The organism is Rhodococcus sp. BL-253-APC-6A1W (genome assembly GCF_012843405.1).
In the GTDB taxonomy this organism is placed as follows: Bacteria; Actinomycetota; Actinomycetes; order Mycobacteriales; family Mycobacteriaceae; genus Rhodococcus.
In genome coordinates, this window is the sequence record NZ_JABAFB010000004.1 from 310,320 (window position 1) to 329,927 (window position 19,608).

Here is a 19,608-nt window from a genome sequence, read left to right on the forward strand (position 1 = left end):
CCTCGATAAGGTGACCGGCATGGAGTTCAGCAAAGGGCACGGCACCGAGAACGACTTCGTGATCCTCCCCGATCCCGACGCGCGGTTGGATCTTGCACCCGAACGGATCGCGGCGCTGTGCGACCGCCGCCGCGGGCTCGGCGCCGACGGTGTTCTCCGTGTCGCGCGCACCGGAGCCCTCGTGTCCGCCGGGGTGCTACCCGAACTCCCCGAAGGCACCGGCGCCGACGACTGGTTCATGGACTACAGGAATGCGGACGGGTCGATCGCCGAGATGTGTGGCAACGGGGTCCGGGTCTTCGCGCACTACCTCACCGCCCACGGTCTCGAGACCGGCCGGGACTTCGTGGTCGGCAGCCGCGCCGGCGGAAAGCCGGTTCAGGTGCATGCGTCCGGGCCCGTCTTCGGCGATGTCACCGTGGACATGGGACTCGTCCGGCACCTCGGCACTTCCACCGCAACGCTCGACGGCCGCTTCTACAGCGGAATCGGCATCGACGTCGGGAACCCGCACCTGGCGTGCGTCGATCCCACTCTGACCGAGTCGAGTCTCGCGGCGCTCGATCTGACTGCGCCCGGCTTCGACCCGGGGTTCTTCCCGCAGGGGGTCAACATCGAGTTTCTGACGCCGATCCTCTCCGGGGCGGTGCACATGCGAGTGCACGAGCGCGGTGTGGGGGAGACCCGCTCCTGCGGAACCGGAACCGTGGCTGCCGCGGCTGCCGCGCTGAACTACGACGGCAGCGAGGAAGGCGTGGTCCAGGTGCGTGTGCCCGGCGGTTCCGTGGAGGTGCGTATCGAGCAGGGCCGTGCGTGGCTGCGGGGTCCCTCGGTCCTCGTCGCGACGGGGGAGCTTGCAGGCGACTGGTGGGCGTCCCTCCGGTGACCTGGCCTCTCCCCGGTGGGGGCGGCAGAAACTCGAATGCATCGATTCGGGCTTCATGGGAACATGGAGGCGTATGACAAACACATCGCACACCCACCGTGCCACCACAGAAGACAGTCCCGACGTTGCGAACACCGCACACGGAGACTGGACCGTCGACGATCCGTCCGTCGGCGAGATGCAACTCGACGATCGCGCCGCCCTTCGGCGCGTCTCCGGGCTGTCCACCGAACTCGAAGATGTCACCGAGGTCGAGTACCGCCAGCTGAGGCTGGAGCGGGTCGTGCTCGTGGGTGTCTGGACCGGCGGTACGTCCGCGCAGGCCGACGCGAGCCTCGCCGAGCTCGCCGCGCTCGCGGAGACTGCCGGCTCGGAGGTCCTCGACGGACTGATTCAGCGTCGCGACAAACCCGACGCCGCGACCTACATCGGCTCCGGCAAGGCGGAGGAACTCCGTCAGATCGTCCTTGCCACCGGCGCCGACACCGTCATCTGCGACGGTGAGCTCACCCCTGCGCAGCTGACAGCGCTGGAGAAGGTGGTCAAGGTCAAGGTCATCGACCGGACGGCGTTGATCCTCGACATCTTCGCGCAGCACGCGACGTCGCGCGAAGGTAAGGCACAGGTCTCCCTCGCACAGATGGAGTACATGCTGCCCCGCCTGCGTGGCTGGGGTGAGTCGATGTCGCGCCAGGCGGGCGGTCGTGCCGGCAGCAACGGCGGCGTCGGTCTTCGCGGTCCGGGCGAGACCAAGATCGAAACGGACCGTCGGCGTATCCGCGAACGGATGGCGAAGCTGCGCCGCGAGATCAAGGGTATGAAGGCAGCGCGCGACACCAAACGGACCAGGCGGCTGCGCAACCGGATTCCGTCGGTGGCGATCATCGGTTACACCAACGCCGGCAAGTCCAGCCTGCTCAACGCGCTGACCGGCTCGGGTGTGCTGGTGCAGAACGCTCTCTTCGCGACACTCGATCCGACGACCCGCCGGGCAGCCCTGCCCGACGGCCGCGAGTTCGTCCTGACCGACACGGTCGGGTTCGTCCGGCACCTCCCGACCCAGCTGGTCGAGGCATTCCGGTCGACGCTCGAGGAGGTCGCCGACGCCGATCTGCTGCTGCACGTCGTCGACGGTTCCGATCCGATGCCCACCGAGCAGATCAAGGCGGTGCGCGAGGTCGTCACGGAGGTGTTGCGCGAGAGCGACACACCGCCGCCGCCGGAACTGATCGTGGTGAACAAGGTCGATGCCGCCGATCCGGTGACGTTGACCCAGCTCCGGGGCCTGCTCACCGATGCGGTGTTCATCTCGGCTCGCACGGGCGAGGGCATGGACGAGTTGCGCACGCGCCTCGCCGGCGTCCTCGAGGACCCCGACGTGGAGGTGAAGGTGCTCGTTCCCTACACGCGCGGAGACCTGCTCGCCCGCATCCACTCCGACGGGCAGATCCTGGACTCGGCACACGAAGCCGACGGCACGCGAGTGCATGCCAGGGTTCCGATGGCGCTCGCCTCGGCATTGGGCGAATACGCCGCCTGATGCGCGGTGTGCGCAGCTCGGCTGCGGGGGTCCCGCTCCTGCTTGCCGTCGTGCTCGCGGCGCCGGCGGGTGCAGACGACGGACAGGTCCCGCCGGCCGGGGTGGTACCCGAGGTGCTCTGCACCCCGAGCGATCCCGCACTCGCCGAACTGTCGGGTCTGGCGGTGCTCGGCGGACGGGTGTTCGCGACGCCCGACGCGGGCCCCGACGAGAGAATCGTCGAACTCGATTCCGAGTGCGCTGTGGTGCAACGGTTTCCGGATCCCGTCGATCCGTACGACGTCGAGGACATGGCAGCCGGGTCCGACGGCCGGTTGTGGCTCGCGGATCTCGGCGACAACTCCCGTAACCGGCAGACCGTGGCGCTCGTCTCGCTCGATCCCGAGTCCGGCGCAGGCGACCTGTATCGCCTCCGCTACCCGGACGGTCCCCAGGACGCGGAAACTCTTCTCGTGTCGGCCGACGGCGAGCCTGTCGTCGTCACCAAGTCGTTGTTCGGGCCGAGCGGGATCTACCGGCCGGCCGGCGCCCGCACCGTGACCGAACTCGAGTCGCCCGGACCCACAGATCTCGAGCGGGTCGGCACTCTCGCTCTCGGCCCTACCGAGACCCCGGGCGGACCGGTCCCGGGAGCGTCCTCGTCGATGATCACCGGGGGAGCCGTCAGCGAGGACGGGACGGTCGCGGCGGTACGGACCTACACCGACGTGTACCTCTTCCACGCCCCGGACCGCGACATCGTCGCGGCGCTGTTGTCCGGCCCGGACCTGCGGATCGCCGTCCCCGGAGAACCACAGGGCGAGGCGGTAGCGTTCACCGCGGACGGTGATCTGCTGACGGCGTCGGAGGTGAACTCCGACACCGGGGAACAGCCCCCTGTCCGGATCGTGCGCGGGGTCACAGACCTCTTCGTCGCCGACAGTCCCGAGGACGCCGGCGACGAAGAGTCGTCGACCGCAGTATTGCCCGTGGTGGGCGCCGTGGTTGCGGCGGTGGTCGTGCTCGCGCTCGCAGCGGTGGTGACGATCAGGCGTCGAGGTCGGTAGCCACCAGTTTCGCCACCTGGTCGAGAACGGCGTCGTCGTCGCACGTGACAGTCACCTCGGTGCCCTGAGAGGCGCCGAGCGTCATGATCATCAGAGCCGAACCGGCATCCACCGGCTCGCCTCCGGCCACGGAGAGCGTCACGGGAACACCCGAGGCGACCACGGCCTCGGAGATGATTCCGGCGGGACGGGCGTGCAGGCCGATGGACGAGCCGACGGCGACGGTGGTGCTGGGCATGGGATCTCCTTCGATCGCGAACGGGACGGGTTCAGGAACGGACTGCGGTGGGCTGAGAATCGGACTCGTCGGCGATGGCGTCGGTGGTGTGGGTGACTTCCTTGGCGATCGTGACGGCGATTCCTGCCACGATCGTGCCCGCCACCAGCGCCACGAGGAACCACACCACGTGATCCATCGCGAAGAGGACGAACAGTCCTCCGTGCGGGGCGGACAACGTGACGCCCGTGGCCATGACGAGGCCGCCGGTGAGAGCCCCGCCGAGCATCATGGACGGGATCACGCGGAAGGGGTCCGCCGCTGCGAACGGGATCGCGCCTTCCGAGATGAAGGACGCCCCGAGCAGCCATGCGGCCTTACCGTTCTCGCGTTCGGCCTCGCTGTAGAGACGCGGCCGGATCTGCGACGACAGCGCCATCGCGAGCGGCGGGACCATACCGGCAGCCATGACCGCGGCCATGATCTGCAGCGACGCCAGGTTGTTCACGTCCAGTCCCGCGACGGCGAACGCGTACGCGGCCTTGTTGACCGGCCCCCCGAGGTCGAAGCACATCATCAGGCCGAGGATGACGCCGAGCAGTACTGCCGAGCCTCCGGAGAGGCCGTTGAGCCAGTTGGTCAAGCCCGAGGTGATCGCCGCGAGCGGACGTCCGAGCACGAGGAACATCAGGCCGCCGACGATGAGGCTCGCGAGCAGCGGAATGATCACGACGGGCATCAGGCCCCGAGCCCAGGCAGGCAGCGGGATACGGGCCACCCACAGCGCGGCGAAGCCGCCGATCAGGCCGCCGATCAGGCCGCCGATGAACCCGGCTCCCACGAAGACGGCGACGGCGCCGGCCGTGAAACCCGGTGCCAGGCCTGGTCTGTCGGCAATCGCGAACGCGATGTATCCGGCGAGAGCCGGCACCAGGAAGGAGAATGCCAGCGACCCGATCTGATACAGCACCGCACCGAGATAGGTTGTCAGGCCACCGTCGGGGAGATTGGTGAGGCTGTTGTCGAGGACGATGTCGGCGGCGAAGTCGCCGATCTCGTGTCCGGCGAGAAGGAAGCCGAGCGCGATGAGCAGGCCGCCGGCGGCGACGAACGGGATCATGTAGCTCACGCCGGTGAGCAGGATCTGCCGCAGGCGGGTGCCCCAGCCCAGATCGGATCCCGTGTCGCCGCCTTCCGGCGTCGCGGCGGACGTGTCGGTCTCCACCGTGCGCGCCGACGGATCGGATGCGGCCCGCAGCGCCTCGGCGATCATGACGTCGGGTTCGTTGATCGCGCGTTTGACTCCGGAGGCGATCACGGGCTTACCACCGAAGCGTTCGCGTCCCTTGACTCCGACATCCGTCGCGAAAATCACAGCGTCCGCCTCGGCGATCGCGGAGGCGGGAAGCGGTGTGCTGCCGCTCGAGCCTTGCGTCTCGACGCGGAGGGTCACTCCGGCGCGTTCGGCGGCAGCGGTCAATGCGTCTGCGGCCATGTAGGTGTGGGCAATACCCGTGGGGCACGCGGTCACCGCGACGATCGTCCGGGAATCGGGAGAGGTCGACGCCTCGGCGTCCTCCCGCGCGTGGGTGCCGGCCACAGCGCCCGTGGGGCTCTCCGTGGTGGCGCCCGGCGGGGCCGCGGCGGCTGCGGCCGGCTGCGGTTCACTTCCTGTTCCCGGTGTCCGGGGCGGAAGGACGCTCTCGACCAGAGTGATGACCTCGTCGGCGGACTTCGCGTCGCGCAGCGAGGCAACGAAGTCCGGCCGCACCAGCGCCCGCGCGAGCGCGGTGAGCACCTTCATGTGATCGGCACCGGCGCCCTCGGGGGCGGCGATGAGGAACACCAGGTCGGCGGGCCCGTCGGGAGCCCCGAAATCGACCTTCGGCGACAATCGGGCGAAGGCCAGGGAAGGCGTGGTGACGGAGTCGGCCCGGGCGTGGGGAATGGCCAGCCCGCCGGGAAGCCCGGTGGCCGACTTGGCTTCCCGGTCGAGGACCGATGCAGCGAGTGCTTCGGCGTCGGATGCGCGACCGGCAGCACCGAGGCGTCCGGCGAGTGCCGAGATCACCGACGCCCTGTCGGACCCCAGATCGACGTCGAGGGAAATGAGATCAGCGTCGATGATCGCCGGGCGGTCGCCGGGATCGGATGCGCTGTGTGTCATGACGTGTCCTTACGGGTGTGAGGGGAGAGCGCGGGTGGGTGGCTCCGGACGGTCTTGAAGGCCGGTGATGCGCACGGCGTTCGGATCGACGGATTCGGGTCCGGGAAGTTCGGTGCCGGGCAATTCGACGGCGGCGCTGCCGTACGCGACCGCGTACCGCAGGCAGTCCGCGCTTCCGTGCCCGGCACGCTCTGCGACGAGGTAGCCGGCCAGGGACGAGTCCCCGGCGCCCACGGTGCTGCGCACCGTCGCCGGGGCCGTCGATGCGTGCCACGCACCGTCGGAGGTGACGAGGACTGCGCCTGCCGCCCCGAGCGTCGCGAGAACTGCTCCGACGCCCCGCTCGACCAGAACCCGGCCGGCGTCGACGACCGGGCCGACATCACCGACTGCGGCGCGCGCCTCCAACGTGGCCGCGTCGGCGCCGGTGAGCTGGGCGAGTTCGTCGGAGTTGGGCTTGATCAGATCCGGCGCGGCTGCGGGAAACTGTTCCGCGAGCGCGAGCAGCGGGGCTTCCGAGGTGTCTACCGCGATGCGGCATCCCAGGCTTCGCAGTGCCGTGACCAGGTCGGCGTACCAGATGTCGGGGATGCCGGGTGGCAGCGAACCGCACAGGACCGTCCAGGACGCGTCGCGCGCGGAGTCGAGCAGAGCCGTGTGGAGTTCGCCGAGGGTGCGACCCGTGCACGTGTTCCCCGGTTCGTTGATCTTGGTGGTGGTGCCGTCCGGTTCGGCGATCGTGATGTTGTTGCGGGCCGGCCCGGAGGTGGCGACAGCCCGGTACGGCACCGCGCGCTCGTCGAGAGCGGTCAGCAGCGGATCACCGGGATCGGCGGGAAGAACCGCGACCACGTCGCGTCCGGCACGGCGCAGGACGCGGGCGACGTTGATGCCCTTCCCTCCCGGGTCGACCGTCGTTCCGGTGGTGCGGAGAACCGCACCGCGCACGAGCGCGCCGTTGAGTCCGACGGTGCGATCCAGGCTGGGATTGGCAGTCAATGTGACGATCACGCGATCACCACCTCGATTCCGTGTTCGGCGAGTTGCTTCAGGTCCGTTTCGTCGATGTCGCTGTCGGTGACGAGAACGTCGACGGCGGCAAGAGGTGCGAATCGCAGAAGAGTCCTCCGTCCGATCTTCGATGAATCTGTCACCACCACAACGCGTTCCGCGCAGCGGACGATGGCGCGCTTGACGGCGGCTTCATCGGCGTCGGGCGTGCTGAGACCGTGTTCGACGGTGAGCGCGTTGGTTCCGACGAACGCCACGTCGACATGCAGGATCTCGAGGAACTGCACGGCGTCCGGTCCCACTGCGGCTTGCGTGACGCCCCGCACGCGTCCGCCGATCAGGTGAAGTTGCACGGAGGGGAGTGCTGCGAGGCGGGCGGCGATGGGTACGGAATTGGTCGCGATGGTGAGTTCGGTGTCGGTGGGCAGGGCCGAGACCATCCTGCCGGTCGTGGTGCCGGCGTCGAAGACGACGCTTCCGCCGGAGGACGGGAGGAATGCGGCCGCTGCGGCGGCGATCCGGTTCTTCTGGTCGGCCCGCGAGTGTTCCCGGTCCGCCAGTGCGGGTTCGGTGACCGTGAGTGCCGCGAAGGGAACTGCGCCGCCGTGGACCCGGCGCACGTGGCCGAGTCGTTCGAGCAGTGCGAGGTCCCGTCGCACGGTTTCGGTGGTGACGCCGTACCGATCGGCGAGCGCGGCCACGGACATGCGTCCTCTGTGACCGATCAGGTCCGCTATCGCCTGTTGGCGTTCCTCCGCGTACACCCACACTCCTTCGAGGTTTTCTGTTGCTTTATGTTGTTTTACGCCCGTCTGTGTTGACATGTCAAGGGTTCGGAGTAATCTCGATCACATTGATCCCTGCGAGGAGGTATCCATGGGCAACACCGCACGCGTCCTGTCCGGAACGCCGGTTGTTCCGGGCATCGGCTTCGGCCCGGTCATCCGTCCTGCTCCGCGGCCGATCGTGTCACCGGATCCCGTGTCGATTCCGGACACGGCCCGGGAAGCGGAGGTGGGCCGGTTCGAAAGTGCGGTCGCCGATGTCGCGGAACGTCTCCGTGTCCGTTCGTCCCGGGCGTCCGGCGCCGCGTCCGAGGTGCTCGCCGCGACCGCCATGCTCGCCGAGGACCGCGCGTGGAAGGGTGCTGCCGCCACCCGCATCCGTTCCGGGTCCGATGCCGTCTCCGCTGCCACCGCGGCCACCGAACAGTTCGCTGCCGTGTTCGAGAAGATGGGCGGTCTTCAGGCGGAACGTGTCACCGACCTGTTCGACGTGCGCGACCGTGTGATTTCCGAACTGCAGGGTCTACCCGAGCCCGGCCTCGAACTCCCGGAGGTGCCGTCGGTCCTGTTCGCCGACGACCTGGCGCCCGCCGATACCGCGGGCCTGGACCCTGCTCTCGTCGTGGCGATCGCCACCACACTCGGTGGCCCCACCAGCCACACCGCGATCATCGCGCGCCAACTCGGGATCCCGTGCGTCGTCGCCGTCGTGGGGCTCGACGACGTGCCGACCGGAACCCCTGCCCTGCTCGACGGCTCGACCGGCCGGATCGTGATCGAACCGGACAAGGACGAAGCCGACGCGGCGGTCCGGCGCGACCGTGCCGAGCGTGAACGCACCGCCGCGTGGACGGGCCCGGGAGCCACGGCCGACGGTCACCCCGTCGAAATCCTCGCCAACGTGCAGGACGGGGCAGGCGCACGAGCCGCACGCGAGACTCCCGCGCAGGGTATCGGCCTGTTCCGCACGGAATTGTGTTTCCTCGACCGGGAAACCGAGCCCACGGTGACCGAACAGGCCGACATCTACGGGGAGGTGTTCGACGCGTATGCCGGACGCAAGGTCGTCGTCCGCACCCTCGACGCCGGCTCCGACAAACCGTTGCGCTTCGCGAACCACCCCGAGGAGTCGAACCCGGCTCTCGGTGTTCGCGGCATCAGGATCACGTCGGCCGCACCGGGCATTCTCGAACGCCAGCTCGACGCCGTCGCCGACGCCGCCATCCGGACCGGTGCGTCCCCATGGGTGATGGCTCCGATGATCGCGACGATCGACGAAGCCGCGGAGTTCGCAGCACTGGTCCGGGAACGCAACCTCTCCCCGGGTGTCATGGTCGAAATCCCTTCTGCCGCTCTACTTGCCGACCGGCTGCTCGAACACGTCGACTTTCTCTCGATCGGCACCAACGACCTGGCCCAGTACACGATGGCGGCGGACCGGATGTCCTCGCAGCTCGCTGCCCTCACCACAGCCTGGCAGCCGGCAGTTCTGACCCTCGTAGCGCACACGGCCCGGGCCGGGGCAGCAGTGGGCAAACCTGTCGGCGTCTGCGGAGAGGCGGGAGCAGACCCGCTTCTCGCCTGTGTCCTGGCCGGCATGGGTGTGACGTCGCTGTCCTGTGCGGCGTCCGCGGTCGCGCCGGTGGGCGCCAGGCTGGCGACGGTGACGATGGACCGCTGCCGGGAGGCAGCCGAGGCGGTGCTCGCGTCCGGTGATGCGATGTCCGCGCGATCGGCGGCGACCCGGATCCTGGAGTGACCTGACCGCCGTATCCGCCGACTCCCGAAAACGGGCCCGTTGATCTCGAGCCTCCGAACGCGCCATAGGCGCTGCGGCAGCGTGATCTACTTCAAGAACGGGCCCGATATGCACCCGACCGGCACTCCACCGGTAGGTGGTCGACGGTCCTCATGTGAACGCTAGGTCGACGTGCCCGACACAAGAGGTCGTGATCTTCGTGAACTATTGGGTGAGTGTTCTTTTCCGGGTCATCCCGCTGATGATGATGGCGCTGTGTCTCGGCTTCGGCATCTACGTCTGGACAGCGGCAGACGACCCGGCAAACTTTGTCGCGGGCAGGGTGGTGACATTCCTCGGGGCGATCTGCCTCTGCCTGTTCTGCACTGCGGCGACCATCATCCGCCAGTTGATCGGCCGGTTCAACGAGACCGACCGGATCCTCTATCCGGTGCTCGGATACGCGGCGGCGATCGGAACCGCCGCGTACGGCATCTCACTCTTCCTCGGAGCATCGAGTGCGGGGGAGAGCCCGGACTATGTGGCGGGTCACGTGGTGTTCGGACTCGGACTGATCAGTGGGTGTGTCGCGACCGTTGCCACCGCGTCGACGAAATTCTCGCTCATCCCGCAGAATTCACAGCTACCGGAGCCGGAGGGGGACAGAGAGCCTCCGGAAACGGCCTTCTCTCCGACCACCGCGCTGGTGCTGTGCCTGATTCCCGTGGTACTTGCGATCGTGGCCTGGGCCTTTGCGATCACCAACCTGGTACTCGGGACGACGCCCGCGCGTTTCACCGTGGGGCACGTCGTCGCAGGACTGGCACTGATCTGTACGGCGCTGATCGGGCTGGTCGTGAGCATCGTGCGGCAGATCCAGGACACCTACCGCCCTCGGCACCGGATCATCTGGCCCTGGCTCGTGATCGCGGCGGGGACGATCGCTTTCGTCTGGGGCATCGTTCTGCTCGCGTGGAACGGGCCGGACTACTATCGGACGCCGGGCTTCGTAATGGTCGGGCTGGGGCTCGTCTGTTTCAGCATTCTGAGCAAGGTCGGCCTGCTCGCCCTCGTCTGGCGCCGAACGTTCGAACTCGCCAACAGGGTTCCGCTGTTGCCGGTCGTGACGGCGCTGACGTGTCTCTTCCTGGCCGCATTCGTCTTCCAGGCAGCCGTCGACGACGAGAGTGTGTTCATCGCCGCCCGGGTGCTGGTGGGGCTCGGCGCGATCTGCTTCTCGCTCTATTCCATCGTCAGCATCTTGGAGAGTGGCACCTCATCCGGGGATTGATTCGCACTGCGTCGCCCGCTTCGCTGACCTCGGGTGGGGCGACCTGGGCGGCAGGGGGCGCGGAGCCTTAACATTGCGTTTCGTGAACGTACAAGAGGACGGGACCGAGCGAGAGAACGGGACCGAGCGAGAAAACGGGACCGAACGAGTGGACGGGACCGAGCGAGACCGCGAGAGCGGCACCGAGCGCCGACGCTTCGGCGGTCTGGGATGGTCGCTGCACGGCGACGGACGCCACATCGACAAGGGTGCGGTCGTCGCACCGCACGAGCGGCTGTCGTGGCCGCGAACCATCGGCATCGGGATGCAGCACGTCATCGCGATGTTCGGAGCGACGCTGCTCGTCCCCACCATCACCGGCTTCCCGGTGACCACGACGCTGCTCTTCTCCGGTATCGGCACCGCGTTGTTCCTGATACTCACCCGCGGGAGGGTGCCCAGCTACCTCGGGTCGTCGTTCGCGTTCATCGCGCCGCTCACCGCATCCGCCGGTTCGGGTCCCGCCGCTCAACTCGGCGGCATCCTGGTCGCCGGCGTCGTGCTCGCATTGATCGGCCTGCTCGTCAAAGCGCTCGGCGCCCATGTCATCGATGCCGTCATGCCGCCGGTGGTCACCGGCGCGGTGGTGGCACTCATCGGCCTCAATCTCGCCCCCACAGCGGCAGGTTCGTTCGAAGCGCAGCCGCTGATCGCCTTCGTGACACTGGTCGTGATCCTCCTCGTCACCGTGGTAGGACCGGGAATGCTCGGGCGACTGGGCATTCTGGTCGGCGTCGTCGTCGGGTGGATCTTCGCCGCGTTGACCGGATCGCTCGCATCCGAGCGGGTCGACGCCATGCGCGAGGCCGCGTGGTTCGGGCTGCCAGATTTGCGGGGGCCGACGTTCGAACTCTCCGTGATCCTGCTGACGCTTCCCGTGGTCATCGTCCTGGTCGCCGAGAACGTCGGGCACGTCAAGGCGGTAGCCGCCATGACGGGTAAGAACCTCGACGACGTGGCGGGCAATGCGCTGCTGGCCGACGGACTTGCCACCACCCTCGCCGGTGCCGGCGGCGGATCCGGAACCACGACGTATGCCGAGAACATCGGTGTCATGGCTGCCACTCGTGTCTACTCGACCGCGGCCTACTGGGTCGCGGCGGTGACCGCCGTGGTCCTGGCCTTCTCGCCGAAGTTCGGCGCACTCGTCTTCACCGTGCCCGACGGCGTGCTCGGCGGCGCAACACTCGTCCTCTACGGCCTGATCGGCCTTCTGGGCGTGCGGATCTGGATGGACGCCAAGGTCGACTTCACCGACCCGGTGAATCTCACCGTCGTCGCGGCGGCGCTGGTCGCGGGCATCGGTGACCTCACTCTGTCCGTCGGTTCGGTGGAGCTCGGGGGCATCGCCTGGGGTTCGATCGGCATCCTCATCGCGTACCCGATCCTTCGGCGATTGAGTGACCTTCGTCGCTGAGGGTGCGTGCGCGGTCACAAAACTCGCTCGCTCCTGTCAGCGTCACCACACATTTCCGTGCATACGGTTGGGGGTGTCGAAAGCCGTCACACACAGGAGCGCAGATGCAACGCACCCTTTTCGAGCCCGAGCACGAACTCTTCCGGGAGTCGTACCGGAAGTTCCTCGAACAGGAGGTGGCCCCCTTCCACGAGCAGTGGGAGAAGGACAAGATCGTCGACCGTGAGGTGTGGAAGAAGGCCGGCGAGCAGGGCTTCCTCGGCATGGCCGTGCCGGAGGAATTCGGCGGCGGCGGGGTGGACGACTTCCGCTACAACACCGTCCTCACCGAGGAGACCACGCGAGGCGGCTTCAGCGGCGTCGGCTTCATGTTGCACAACGACGTGGTGGCGCCGTACCTCCTCGCGCTCACCAACGACGAGCAGAAGAAGCGCTGGCTGCCGGGCTTCTGTTCCGGCGAGATCATCACCGCGATCGCGATGACCGAGCCGGGCACCGGTAGTGACCTGCAGGGCATCAAGACCCGCGCGGTACGCGACGGCGACGACTGGGTGCTCAACGGCTCGAAGACCTTCATCACGAACGGCATCAACGCCGACCTGGTGATCGTCGTGGCCTGCACCGACCCCGACAAGGGCGCGCAGGGGTTCTCGCTGCTCGTCGTCGAGCGTGGCATGCCCGGCTTCGAGCGGGGACGCAACCTCGACAAGATCGGCCTCGCTGCCCAGGACACCGCGGAACTGCACTTCACCGACGTGCGGGTGCCGGCGGCCAACCTCCTCGGCGAAGAGGGACTGGGCTTCATCTACCTGATGCAGAACCTTCCCCAGGAACGTCTGTCGATCGCCGTCGTCGCTGCTGCGGCGATGGAGAAGGTCCTCGAGGACACGATCCAGTACTGCCGCGACCGCAAGGCCTTCGGCAAGCCGATCGGCAAGTTCCAGAACACCCGCTTCGAACTCGCCGAACTGGCGACGGAAACGAAGCTCGCGCGTGTCTTCGTCGACAAGTGCATCGAGGAACTCAATGCCGGCACGCTCACCGTGCAGGAAGCCGCGATGGCGAAGTACTGGACCACCGACAAGCAGGTCGAGCTCATCGATCGCTGCCTGCAGTTGCACGGTGGTTACGGCTACATGCGTGAGTACCCCGTGGCACGCGCCTACCTCGACGCGCGCGTGCAGAAGATCTATGGCGGAACGAACGAGATCATGAAGGAAGTCATCGGGCGCGGACTCGAGATCTGACCTTCGTACCGGCTCGCCCGGTGAGCGGATCGGAAGAGGCCGGGGTGCCCCGCACTACGCGGACGGCACCCCGGCCTCGTCGTGTCCGGGAACAGACGCTCAGATCTTGCGGATGACCGTGACGACCTTGCCGAGAATGACGGCGTCGTTGCCCGGAATGGGCTCGAACATGGGATTGTGCGGCATGAGCCACACGTCGTTCTTCACGCGCTTGAAGGTCTTGACGGTGGCTTCACCGTCGAGCATGGCCGCGACGATGTCGCCGTTGTCGGCGACGTTCTGCTGCCGCACGACCACCCAGTCCCCGTCGCAGATCGCCGCGTCGACCATGGACTGACCCACGACCTTGAGCAGGAACAGCGAACCCTGTCCGACGAGTTCGCGGGGGAGCGGGAAGATGTCTTCCACCGACTCCTCTGCGAGGATGGGGCCGCCGGCGGCGATCCGCCCGACCACCGGCACCATCGCGGCCGAGGCCATGAGATCCGGGTCGGAGGTCGCGACGATCGTGGTGGCGGAGCCGGTCTCCGTAGACGTCACCGAGCCGTTGTCGTCGAGTCCGCGGATGTCGACGGCCCGCGGACGGTTTGCGTCACGCCGCAGGAATCCCTTGCGCTCGAGTGTGCGCAACTGGTGCGCCACCGAGGAAGTGGAGTTGAGTCCGACGGCGTCGCCGATCTCCCGGATGCTGGGGGGATACCCGCGAACCGTGATCGAGTCCCGGATCACCTCGAGGACGCGGCGCTGGCGCTCGGTGAGGCCGGGTGTCGTGTCGTCGGCCGCCTTCCGGCTCCGGCCTGCCGCGGAGTTGCCGTCCGCCATGGTCGTGACCTCCGTGGGTCGAGTGTCGGATGCGATTGGTGTTACCTACCGAATCTATCGACATCGCCCGCGTATATCAAACACCTGTTCGAGATTCATGCGGTGAACGGGTGACGTGCGTCGCGCCCCTGTGATAGAAATTCGAACAGACTTTCGTTCGAACGGATGATCGAATACCCTCACGGTATCGAACGTATGATCGACACGGCGAACGCACACGGAGGTTCCGATGGGTGCAACAGCGGTTCGGCGGAATGCGGCGCACAGTCGAGCGGGGGGTGTGGTGCCGCCGGCACATCCTCGTACGGGTCAACCTGCACGGAACGGCACGCGACAACCTGCACGGAACCGCACGCGACAGCCGTCACGGCTCATGTCCCGTGCGACACCAGGAGGTGCCGGTGCCTTGTGGGCGGGAGACGAGCGTGTCCGGTCCGGTCGTGCGCCCCAGGTGGATCCGCTCTTCCGGCGCACCCGGATCGTGGCGGCGCGTCCGTCGCAGCGAGCGGTGTCCGACGGCGTCACGTGGCGGCAGATGATTGCCGTTGTGCTGGCCAGCGCGCTCGCCACCGCCGCGCTGCTCACGGTCGCGCACGTTCGGACGAGCCAGGTGACGGCGGGCGCGGGCTCGGCGGTCGTGACGGAGGTACGCGACGGGGAGACGCCTGCTGCGCTGGCTGTGCGGGTCGATCCGGACGCTCCGGTCGATGTCACGCTCGCGCGGATCGCGGAGATGAACGACCTCGACGCGGGGGCCCTGACCTCGGGCCATCGACTCCTGGTGCCCGCGCCGGACCGGGGGTGATTCCGGTGGCGACGCCGTCTGTCGACCCGCCGCACCCGGCCGAACCGGACATGCGGGTATTGTCGTGGACTGTCAGTCACACCACCCCGTGTGGTCGCGTCGGCATCACTGCACCCGAGGGTGGCAGCGATTCCGCCAGGACGGCATCGGTCCCACGCCGGCGTCGCGGCCCTCACGGCAGCGACGAAGGAACCCACATGCACTGCCCGTATTGCCGCCATCCCGATTCTCGGGTGGTCGATTCGCGCGAGGCAGACGAGGGTGCCGCGATCCGTCGCCGCCGGGCATGCCCCGAATGCGGCCGCCGTTTCACCACCGTCGAGACCGCCGTTCTGTCGGTGGTCAAGCGCAGCGGGGTCACCGAACCCTTCAGCCGCGAGAAGGTCGTCCGAGGTGTCGCCCGCGCATGTCAGGGGCGCGACGTCGACAACGATGCGCTCAACAAACTGGCTCAGCAGGTCGAAGACACGATCCGTGCCAAAGGCTCACCCGAGGTGCCCAGTCACGAGGTCGGACTGGCGATCCTCGGCCCGTTGCGCGATCTCGACGAGGTCGCTTACCTGCGCTTCGCGTCGGTGTATCGGTCCTTCAGTTCGGCAGAGGATTTCGAGCGCGAGATCACGGAACTTCGTCAGCACCAGACCGAGCGCGTCCCCGACGCCGACTGAGCGCGGGGTCTGCGCTTCCGCTCAGCGGACGGCGTCGATCGCTTTGAGGACCCGCTTCTCGGACACCGGGATTCGGGTACCCAATCCCTGCGCGAACAGGCTCACGCGCAACTCTTCGATCATCCAGTAGATATCGACGACGTCGGGCGCCGTTCGGCGTCCTTCGGGAAGCCGCGCCAGCAACCGGTCGTACGCGGAGTACACGCGATCCAGGACGTCCATGCCCTGCGCGTCGCGTGGGGAACCACCGGGCAGCGCATCGAGGCGCTGCACCGCTGCCGCCAGATAGCGGGGCAGTTCCGCGAGGCGGCGCGAACCCAGGTCGGTCACGAATCCGGGGAAAACCAGTGAGGACAATTGTTCTCGTACGTCGTCGGCGGCCTCACCGCGGACCCGCTCGAGTGCGACGCCGACCTCGTGTGCGCCCGAGAGGACCGGGACCACTGCGCGGAGCAGACGGGCGACCGCACCGGGAAGACGGCTACGAACCGTTTTCGCGAGTTCCTCGAACTCGGCCGGTGTGCGTACCGGGGTGCCGTGCGCAGCGATCATCTCGTCCACTGCACACGCCCGGCAGTCCTCGACGAGCGCGTCGAACGAACCGTCGGGGTTGCGGCCGAGGGCGAGGCGTTCGGCGTTGGTGAGGCCGGAGGTGATGGCTTTCGACTTCGTCGGTGCGGTCGCGAGGAGCAGCGTCCGTAGTCCGAGTCTGTTCGCGGCAGCCTGGGCCGACGCGGTGCTCAGGACGCGGACCGCCACGCCCGAACCCTCCGCCACGAGCGCCGGGTAACCGGTGACCTGCTGGCCTCCGGCTTTGCGGGTGACGGTCGGCTCGAGCGTGCCGAGGGTTTCCGCAGTCCAGACCACTGCGGGCGCGCGTTCGGTGCCCGACGCAGCCCGGGACACCTCCGCATCGACCCGGGTGGACAGTCGAGCCCGCAGTTCGGTCAGGCTCTTGCTGTGCGCCAGAACCGTGCCCTTCTCGTCCACCGCCGCAAAAGTCATGCGGAGATGGTCGGGGAGGGCCGCAAGGTCGAAGTCGGCCGGTTCGATACGGCAGTTGCCGAGCCGGGAGCATTCACGCGCGACCGCATTGACGAGCGGTTCGGAGCGAGGAGTCACCGACGCGAGCACCGCGGCCGCATAGTCGGGTGCGGGAACCACCTGGCGCCGAAGAGGTTTCGGCAACGTCTTGATCAGCGCTGTGACGAGGTCCTGCCGCATCCCGGGAACGAGCCAGTCGAAGCCGACGGGGCGGACGTTGGCGAGCAGTGCGACCGGAATCCGTGCTGTCACACCGTCGTTCTCGGTGCCCGGCTCGAATTGGTAGGTGAGCGGGAACTGCATCTCCCCTTGACGCCAGGCGTCGGGGTAGTCCCCTTCGAGGACTGCGGCGGCATCCTGGTTGACGACGGTTTCAGGGGTGAACGTCAGCAGGTCGGGCTGGGACTGCCGGGTTTTCTTCCACCACGTGTCGAAATGCCGGGCGGAGACGACGTCCGGGCCGACCCGCTCGTCGTAGAACTCGAAGAGCGTGTCGTCGTCGACGACGATGTCGCGCCGGCGCGCGCGGTGCTCGAGTTCTTCGACGTCCTCGAGCAGTGCGCGGTTGGCGTGGAAGAACTTGTGGCGCGTCCGCCACTCACCCTGGACGAGTGCGTGACGGATGAACAATTCGCGCGAGACCTCGGGATCGATCCGTCCGTACTGCACGGGCCGTTGGGCGACGAGGGGAATGCCGTAGAGGGTGACGCGCTCGTACGCCATCGCGGACTCGTGCTTGATGGACCAGTGCGGCTCGGAGTACGTCCGCTTGATCAGATGCGGAGCGAGTTTCTCGACCCATTCCGGTTCGACGCGCGCGACCATCCGTGCCCACAGCCGCGACGTTTCCACCAGTTCTGCGGCCATCACCCAGCGCGGGGGTTTCTTGAACAGGGACGAGCCGGGGAAGATCGCGAAGTGCGCACCGCGGGCGCCCAGGTAATCGCGCTTGTCGCCTTCGCGGAGGCCGACGTGCGAGAGCAGGCCCGCGAGGAGCGAGCGGTGGATCGCCTCGTCGCTCACGGGCCGGTGATGTGTCTCCCAGCCGAGCGAGACGGTGATCTGGCGCAGTTGCCCTTGCAGATCCTGCCATTCACGGATGCGCAGCCAATGCAGGAATTCGTCGCGGCACATTCTCCGGAATCGGCTGGAGGACAGCTCTTTCCGTTGCTCTTTCAGGTAATCCCACAGGCGTAGGAAGGCGAGGAAATCCGAGCCCTCGACGGCGAAGCGGGCGTGCTTCTCGTCGGCCGCCTGCTGGAACTCCGAGGGTCGCTCCCGTACGTCCTGGATCGACAGCGCCGAGACGATGATGAGAATCTCGCGCAGACATCCGTTGCGATGGCCCTCGACGATCATCCGGGCCATGCGCGGATCCACCGGAAGCCGGGCGATCTCACGTCCTGTTGCGGTCAGCCGCGGCGATTCCCCGGCCTTGGCCGGTTCGAGCGCTCCGAGTTCCTCGAGCAGCGCGATGCCGTCGCGGATCGCACGCGGGTCGGGTGGTTCGACGAAGGGGAACGAACCGATGTCTCCGAGACCGAGTGCGGTCATCTGCAACACGACCGACGCCAGGTTCGTGCGGAGGATCTCCGGCTCGGTGAACTCGGGGCGGCCCTCGAAATCGTCTTCCGAGTAGAGCCGGATACAGATTCCGTCGGCGACACGTCCGCATCGGCCAGCGCGCTGGCGAGCGGAGGCCTGGGAAATCTCCTCGATCGGGAGACGCTGCACCTTGGTGCGCACCGAATAACGGGAGATGCGCGCTGTACCCGGATCGACGACGTAGCGGATACCCGGCACCGTCAGCGACGTCTCCGCGACGTTGGTCGACAGGACTACCCGGCGGCCGGTGTGGGAGGAGAACACGCGGTGTTGCTCGGCGGCGGAGAGCCTGCCGTACAACGGCAGGATCTCGGTGTTGCGGAGTTTGCGGTCGTGCAGCGCGTCCGCGGTATCCCGGATCTCGCGTTCGCCGGAGAGGAAGACCAGGATGTCGCCGTCACCGGCCGACTGGAGTTCCTCGACCGCCTCGCACACCGCGTCGACGGGGTCTCGGTCGACGAGCTGGTCACCGATCTCCACGGTGAGCGGCCGGTAGCGCACCTCCACCGGATAGGTCCGCCCGGACACCTCGACGATCGGCGCCGGTGTTCCGTCCGCATCGGCGAAATGCCGGGCGAAACGTTCGGGATCGATGGTGGCCGAGGTGATGATCACCTTCAGGTCGGGCCGTCGCGGCAGCAACTGGCGGAGATAGCCCAGCAGGAAATCGATGTTGAGGCTGCGTTCGTGCGCCTCGTCGATGATGAGGGTGTCGTACTGGCGCAGCATGCGGTCACGCTGGATCTCGGCAAGCAGAATGCCGTCGGTCATCAGTTTGACGAGTGTCGACCCGGACACCTCATCGGTGAAGCGCACGGTGTAGCCGACGGTGTCGCCCACTTCCGAGCCGAGTTCCTCGGCGAGCCGCTCGGCCACCGCACGGGCTGCGATCCGGCGTGGCTGGGTGTGGCCGACGAGACCGCGAACCCCGCGACCGAGCTCGAGACAGATCTTGGGAATCTGGGTGGTTTTCCCCGATCCCGTCTCACCTGCGACCACCACGACCTGGTGATCGCGGATCGCCGCGGCGATGTCGTCCTTGCGCTGGGAAACGGGCAGGTCCTCGGGATACGTGATCGCCGGGACCGCGGCGGCACGGTCGGCGAGACGCCCGCGGGCGCGCTCGATCTCGGCGGCGATGCCGGCGAGTGCGTCCTCGCCACGTGCGCGGTCGAGACGGCGGCGGAGGCGGTGTTCGTCGCGGAGCGACACGTCGGCGAGCGCCGACTTCAGGTCGCGGCGGTTCGGGGCAGGGGAGATGGACATGCTGAGTACACAGC

General features: G+C 67.7%; 15 protein-coding genes. 9 read left to right on the top strand and 6 right to left on the bottom strand.

The window, feature by feature from the left end:
• The first annotated feature begins 19 nt into the window (after positions 1–19).
• The 3 genes from dapF to HF877_RS08105 all read left to right on the top strand — a co-directional run bounded on the left by dapF (position 20) and on the right by HF877_RS08105 (position 3,472).
• Positions 20–886 (top strand): diaminopimelate epimerase, encoded by an 867-nt coding sequence (dapF, locus tag HF877_RS08095; RefSeq protein WP_169620642.1) that lies wholly within the window; start codon positions 20–22, stop codon positions 884–886.
• Between the two features lie 73 nt (positions 887–959).
• Positions 960–2,426: a GTPase HflX gene (hflX, locus tag HF877_RS08100; protein WP_169620643.1), complete on the top strand. Its 1,467-nt coding sequence runs from the start codon at positions 960–962 to the stop codon at positions 2,424–2,426.
• Entirely contained in the window at positions 2,426–3,472 is a 1,047-nt protein-coding gene (locus HF877_RS08105; RefSeq protein WP_169620644.1) for a hypothetical protein, read from the top strand. The genes hflX and HF877_RS08105 overlap by 1 nt, the downstream gene beginning before the upstream one ends.
• Here the strand turns inward: HF877_RS08105 and HF877_RS08110 are convergent.
• The 4 genes from HF877_RS08110 to HF877_RS08125 are packed head-to-tail and all read right to left on the bottom strand — an operon-like array spanning position 3,453 to position 7,631.
• Complete coding sequence (locus HF877_RS08110) at positions 3,453–3,710, bottom strand: HPr family phosphocarrier protein (protein WP_169620645.1); 258 nt, start codon at positions 3,708–3,710, stop codon at positions 3,453–3,455. The two genes, HF877_RS08105 and HF877_RS08110, sit on opposite strands and share 20 nt — an antisense overlap.
• 31 nt (positions 3,711–3,741) lie before the next feature.
• Positions 3,742–5,856, bottom strand: coding sequence for a fructose-specific PTS transporter subunit EIIC (locus HF877_RS08115; RefSeq protein WP_169620646.1), 2,115 nt, complete (start codon positions 5,854–5,856; stop codon positions 3,742–3,744).
• 9 nt (positions 5,857–5,865) lie between these two features.
• The gene (gene pfkB / locus HF877_RS08120; protein WP_169620647.1) at positions 5,866–6,867 is read right to left on the bottom strand and encodes a 1-phosphofructokinase; all 1,002 of its coding nucleotides are present in this window, start codon (positions 6,865–6,867) and stop codon (positions 5,866–5,868) included.
• Positions 6,864–7,631: a DeoR/GlpR family DNA-binding transcription regulator gene (locus HF877_RS08125; RefSeq protein WP_169620648.1), complete on the bottom strand. Its 768-nt coding sequence runs from the start codon at positions 7,629–7,631 to the stop codon at positions 6,864–6,866. Before HF877_RS08125 ends, pfkB begins: the two co-directional genes overlap by 4 nt.
• A 112-nt stretch (positions 7,632–7,743) precedes the next feature.
• On the opposite strand from HF877_RS08125, the gene ptsP reads away from it, so the two are divergent.
• From ptsP to HF877_RS08145, 4 genes are all read left to right on the top strand, one after another.
• A complete protein-coding gene (gene ptsP, locus HF877_RS08130) occupies positions 7,744–9,411 on the top strand; it encodes a phosphoenolpyruvate--protein phosphotransferase (RefSeq protein WP_169620649.1) in 1,668 nt (555 codons plus the stop codon).
• 190 nt (positions 9,412–9,601) lie between these two features.
• Positions 9,602–10,681 (top strand): DUF2776 family protein, encoded by a 1,080-nt coding sequence (locus tag HF877_RS08135; RefSeq protein ID WP_206036777.1) that lies wholly within the window; start codon positions 9,602–9,604, stop codon positions 10,679–10,681.
• A gap of 205 nt (positions 10,682–10,886) precedes the next feature.
• Positions 10,887–12,137, top strand: a complete 1,251-nt coding sequence (locus HF877_RS08140) for a solute carrier family 23 protein (protein ID WP_169620730.1) — start codon at positions 10,887–10,889, stop codon at positions 12,135–12,137.
• A gap of 104 nt (positions 12,138–12,241) precedes the next feature.
• Positions 12,242–13,384 (top strand): acyl-CoA dehydrogenase family protein, encoded by a 1,143-nt coding sequence (locus tag HF877_RS08145; protein WP_169620650.1) that lies wholly within the window; start codon positions 12,242–12,244, stop codon positions 13,382–13,384.
• Positions 13,385–13,483: 99 nt separating this feature from the next.
• Here the strand turns inward: HF877_RS08145 and lexA are convergent, their stop codons facing one another.
• A complete protein-coding gene (lexA, locus tag HF877_RS08150; RefSeq protein WP_169620651.1) occupies positions 13,484–14,206 on the bottom strand; it encodes a transcriptional repressor LexA in 723 nt (240 codons plus the stop codon).
• A gap of 373 nt (positions 14,207–14,579) precedes the next feature.
• On the opposite strand from lexA, the gene HF877_RS21280 reads away from it, so the two are divergent.
• The gene (locus HF877_RS21280; protein WP_240952121.1) at positions 14,580–15,011 is read left to right on the top strand and encodes a hypothetical protein; all 432 of its coding nucleotides are present in this window, start codon (positions 14,580–14,582) and stop codon (positions 15,009–15,011) included.
• Between the two features lie 197 nt (positions 15,012–15,208).
• Entirely contained in the window at positions 15,209–15,679 is a 471-nt protein-coding gene (gene nrdR, locus HF877_RS08160) for a transcriptional regulator NrdR (protein ID WP_169620652.1), read from the top strand.
• Between the two features lie 21 nt (positions 15,680–15,700).
• On the opposite strand, the gene hrpA is transcribed toward nrdR, so the two are convergent.
• Positions 15,701–19,594 carry an ATP-dependent RNA helicase HrpA gene (gene hrpA / locus HF877_RS08165; RefSeq protein ID WP_169620653.1) on the bottom strand — a complete coding sequence of 1,298 codons (3,894 nt, stop codon included), beginning with the start codon at positions 19,592–19,594 and terminating at the stop codon, positions 15,701–15,703.
• Between the last annotated feature and the right edge of the window lie 14 nt (positions 19,595–19,608).